This is a genomic window from Sphingobium sp. ba1, from assembly GCF_000743655.1.
Lineage (GTDB): Bacteria > Pseudomonadota > Alphaproteobacteria > Sphingomonadales > Sphingomonadaceae > Sphingobium.
The window spans coordinates 16,451-18,091 of record NZ_JPPQ01000070.1 but is presented as its reverse complement, the minus strand read 5'-3'; the positions used below and the strand labels follow the sequence as shown (position 1 = coordinate 18,091).

Here is a 1,641-nt window from a genome sequence, read left to right as displayed (position 1 = left end):
TCCCCCGCCGGTGGAGGATGAACTGTCTGCTATTCGTGCCGGAGGGCGTCGATGGGGTTGAGGGCGGCTGCGCGTCGGGCGGGGAAATAGCCGAACACGACGCCGATCGCCGCCGAAAAGACGAAGGCGATCAGGTTGACCTTGATGTCGAAGAGGAAGGGCACCTGCATCAGCGGGGCGATGGCGGCGGTTGCGGCCAGCGCCAGCAGCAGGCCGATCAGGCCGCCAAGGCAGGACAGCACGATTGCTTCGACCAGGAACTGCATCAGCACTTCGCGCGCGACCGCGCCGATGGCGAGGCGGATGCCGATTTCGCGGGTCCGCTCGGTCACCGACACCAGCATGATGTTCATGATGCCGATGCCGCCGACCAGCAGCGAGATGGCGGCCACCGCGCCGACGATCTGGGTCAGGATGGTGGTGGTGCCGGTCAGCGTGTCGCTGATCTGTTTGGTGTCGAAGACGTTGAAATTGTCTTCGGACCCGGCTTTGATCTTGCGCCGTTCGCGCATGAGTTCTTCCAGGCTCGTCTGCACGGTGCTGGTGTCATAGGCATCGTCCACCGCGACCATAATCTGGCTGATGTCGCGGTCGCCGGTGAAGCGGCGTTGCACGAATTTGATCGGCATCACGACGACATCGTCCTGATCGCCAAAGCCGCCCTGGCCGCGTGTCTTGAGCGCGCCGATCACCTGGCAGGAAATGCCCTTGATCCGCATCCGCTTGCCCACCGGGTCCGCGCCCTGGAACAGGTTGGTGCGCACGGTATTGCCGATGATGCAGACCGGACGACCGGCCTCTTCCTCTTCGGGCAGGAAAAGGCGGCCGACATCGGTGGTCCATTGCTGCACCTCGGAATAGGCCGATGTCGTGCCATAGACGGTGGTGGACCAGTTATTGCCTTCATAGATGGCGGTGCCGCTCGACTGCACCAGCGGCGCGACGGCGCGCACGCCGGTCAACTGATTCTGGATGGCGGTGAGGTCGGCAGGCTTGAAATCGGGCGGGCGGGGGCCGCCGCCGCCGCGACCAAAGCCCTGGCCGGGCCGCAATTGCAGGACGTTGGCACCGAGCGAGCTGATCTGCTCGCGCACGGCCGCGGTCGCGCCATTGCCGAGCGTCACCATGGTGACGACGGCGGCAACGCCGATGATGATGCCCAGCGTCGTGAGGAAGCTGCGCAGCTTGTGGCGGTTGATCGCGCGGAAGGCGAGGGTGATGGTGGTGCCTAGCATCCCAAGTCTCCTCGCCCCTTGGGGGAGAGGATAGCGGCGCTTGCCAGCTTGCTGGCTAGCCCCGCTTGGAGAGGGGGCAGCGATCCGCCGCGAGGGCATACCCCCCTCTTCCAACTCCGCCTAAGTCGCTTCGCGCTTAAGGCTGCGTATCCTTCTCCCCCGCGGGGAGACGGCTTGATCGCTATCCCCATCACGCCGGCACCTCATTGTCGATGCGTTCGACCAGGCCGTCCTTGAAATGGACGATGGTTCGCGCGAAGGCGGCCATGTCGGGTTCGTGGGTGACCATCAGCACGGTGATGCCGCTGTTCTGATTGAGATCGGTCAGCAATTCCATGATTTCAACCGATCGTTCGGAATCGAGATTGCCGGTCGGTTCGTCGGCCAGCAGCACGTCGGGGCTGGT

At 64.4% G+C, this 1,641-nt stretch carries 1 protein-coding gene and 1 pseudogene; both read right to left on the bottom strand.

Going from position 1 to position 1,641, the window contains the following annotated elements; genetic code table 11:
- Positions 1 to 29: 29 nt before the first annotated feature.
- A complete protein-coding gene (locus tag IL54_RS18955; protein WP_037479463.1) occupies positions 30 to 1,235 on the bottom strand; it encodes an ABC transporter permease in 1,206 nt (401 codons plus the stop codon).
- Between the two features lie 190 nt (positions 1,236 to 1,425).
- Positions 1,426 to 1,641: pseudogene (locus IL54_RS23355) on the bottom strand (macrolide ABC transporter ATP-binding protein); the annotation flags it as partial.

Bases quoted from the DNA above. Each gene is read 5' to 3' on its own strand.
- IL54_RS18955 (WP_037479463.1), bottom strand. From the start codon at position 1,235: ATGCTAGGCACCACCATCACCCTCGCCTTCCGCGCGATCAACCGCCAC.